The organism is Salinicola sp. (assembly GCF_982684285.1).
This window is the reverse complement of the sequence record NZ_CEXLVS010000159.1, coordinates 1-2,642: the sequence shown is the minus strand read 5'-3', so window position 1 is coordinate 2,642 and position 2,642 is coordinate 1. Positions and strand designations below refer to the sequence as shown.

General features: G+C 66.1%; 4 protein-coding genes. All 4 read right to left on the bottom strand.

Annotated elements, in window-relative coordinates:
- Window positions 1–439 (bottom strand): hypothetical protein (locus tag AC3AYF_RS13835; protein ID WP_487779877.1); only part of this gene is annotated, 439 nt, incomplete at its 3' end.
- Window positions 436–849: a Zn-ribbon domain-containing OB-fold protein gene (locus AC3AYF_RS13830; protein ID WP_487779876.1), complete on the bottom strand. Its 414-nt coding sequence runs from the start codon at window positions 847–849 to the stop codon at window positions 436–438. The genes AC3AYF_RS13835 and AC3AYF_RS13830, both read right to left, overlap by 4 nt.
- Window positions 850–1,476, bottom strand: coding sequence for a TetR/AcrR family transcriptional regulator (locus tag AC3AYF_RS13825; RefSeq protein WP_487779875.1), 627 nt, complete (start codon window positions 1,474–1,476; stop codon window positions 850–852).
- Window positions 1,473–2,642 (bottom strand): amidohydrolase family protein (locus AC3AYF_RS13820; RefSeq protein ID WP_487779874.1); only part of this gene is annotated, 1,170 nt, incomplete at its 5' end. The genes AC3AYF_RS13820 and AC3AYF_RS13825, both read right to left, overlap by 4 nt.

The window sequence follows — 2,642 nt, the reverse complement described above, 5'->3', positions numbered from 1 at the left end:
ATTGCATGAATCCACTCGCCCGGAAGCCCCCGCCGCCTCCGGCCCCAATCCCCGGCCGTCCTCCGGTACCCTGCGCGGTGGACTCCCAGACCGTGCGAAAGCACAGGACGTGCTTCGCGAGACCCGTCGCCACCGCGAGACACGCGTTCACCACCGAGCCCAACTGGCCGGGAAGCTCTGGCCCCCCGCAGAACCAGTTCAGGTTCAGGCGCAGCATGTCCTGCACCTCGGGGATGCCGGCGCCGCTGAAGCCGTTCGGACCGAAGTTCCCGGGGTACGTGGAGAGCCCGTCGATGTCTTCGCGGCTGAGGCCGGCGTCGTCGATGGCCGCGAGGCACGCGTCCGCGGTAAGCGCCAGGGGATCGCGGTTCAGGCGGCGTCCAACCTCCGACTGGCCGATACCCGTCAGCGCGGCGCGGCGCTCTAGCGCTTCGATCATTCGTCCAACTCGAAGAGGGGCAGGAAAACGCCCTCGCCCAGGTCCTCGAAGAGGACGTGGGCGCGCAGGCCGATCGAGATGTCTTCCGGCTTGCAGTTCACGAGGTTCGTCGTGAGTCGCAAGCCTTCTTGTTCGTCGAGCTCCACGATCGCCACCACGTAGGGTGGATCGAAGCCGGGGATCCAGGGCTGGTGGTTCACCGTGAAGGTGTGGACGACCGCCCGGCCCGAGACCGCCTCGGGCGACAAGTCGCGAGACAGGCACTCGGGGCACAGCGGCGCGGGGGGATGCACGTAATAGCGGCAACCCCCGCAGCGGAGGAAACGAAGCTCGTTGTCGGCTCCGCCGAGCCAGAAGTGTTCGTTCTCGGGGGTGACCTGCGGGAGCAAGCGGAGCGGCTTCTCCGCCACCTAATCGCCTGTCACGGTTCGGTGCAGGATGTGCGCGGAACTCTCGATCAGGTGCTCGCGCGTGACACCGAAGACCTCGAGCTCGGCGTGATAGGCGGCCAGCCGTTCGAGGATCGCGGCCATGGCGGCAGCCGCTGCGTGCGGATGACCCTGGGGATCGTCCGCGCCATGGTGGTCGCTGATGACGCGCGCGAGCTCCTCCAATACCGGCTGCATGGTTCGCTCCCGCAAGTCCTGGAAGCGTTGGTCACCCTCGTCGGACGCGAGATTTCGAACCCGCAGCACCGCGCGATGCTCGTCCCAGTGGTCGATGAAGGCCTCGACGAGCGTACGCGCCTTCTGCAGTCCTTCTTGGCCCCGCCACGAACCGGCGATCAACTCGAGCATCCTCGGCATCTCGTCCGAGGTCTCCTCTGCCAAGCACAGTACGACGTCGTCGACGTCCCGGAAGTACTGATAGAAGGTGGCCGCCGACGTCCCCACGTGTCTCGCGATGTCGGTCACGCGCAGGTCTCGCAGCTTCTGCTCGCCGAGCAGTTTCTCGGTGGCTTCCAACAGGCGGCTACGGGTCTGCAGTGCCCGCGAACCCAGGACGCGGCCGCTCTGGTCGACGACTTCGCGGCTCACGCTCGCCCGACCAGCCCCAGCGAGTTGTCGCGCATGATCATCCGGACCTCTGCGTCGGAGAGCTGCTCGATACCGTCGACGAAGTCGCGGGGTTCGGCGAGCCCTTCCGGATGCGGGTAGTCCGATCCGAAGACCACCTGCGAGACGCCGATCTCCGCCGCCAGCACCGGGATGTCCTCTTCATGATACGGCGACACGAACACGTGCCGGCGCACGATCTGACTGGGCTTCTCGTGGATGCGCCCACCAATCCAGGGGCCGTTGCGGCCCATGCCGCCCATCTTGTCCATCACCTTCATGAGGTACGGGATGAAGAGCGAGCCGTTCTCGACGCTCACGACCTTCAGGTTCGGGTAGCGGCCGAAGAGGTTGTGGAAGACGAGCGCCGCAATCGTGTCCATGATCGGCCGGTCTCCGTAGAAGCACGACCATTGCAGAGCGGACTGACGGTGCGAGGAGGGGTTCGGCTGCTCGCCGAACCAGACGCTCATCATCTCGTTGTAGCCGGACTCCGCGAGATGGAACGCGACGGTGATGCCGGCCTCGTGGTGCCGCGCCCAGAAGGGATCGAAGTAGGGATCGGCTGGCGAGCGGCCATAGCTGGGGCCGGGGCGAAGCGCGATGATGCGCGCGCCCTTCTCGATCACCCACTCGAGCTCGGCGACGGCCTCGTCGAGATCGAGCAGCGAGAGGAGCGGCGGGGCATAGATGCGTTCCTGGTAGTCGAACCCCCAGGTCTCGTCGAGCCAGCGGTTGAAGGCGTGGAAGTTTGCATACATCTGCTCGACGTCGTCGGTCATGAACTGCTCGACGCAGACGGCGAGAGTGGGAAACAGGAGGCACGACTCGATGCCCTGCTCGTCCATCCGGGCGAGCCGGGCGTCGCGCTCGAGGAAGGCGGCCTCGTGCTCCTGGACGACCTGCCCCTCGTAGCCCGGGGTGTTCATCATCCGGAGCATCTCGCGCAGGCTACCCGGCTTGGCGTGGTGGTCGAAATCGAGCTTGCCCAGGAACGTGAAGGGCTTGTCGCCCACCATCAGGCGCTCCTGACCGCTCTCGTCCACGCTCAGCCGGATCGCCTTGTTGCGGTGACGCGGCTCGATGTAGCGCGAAAAGCAGTCCCGGGGCTCGTAGTAGTGGTTGTCGGCGTCAAAGAGCCGATAGTC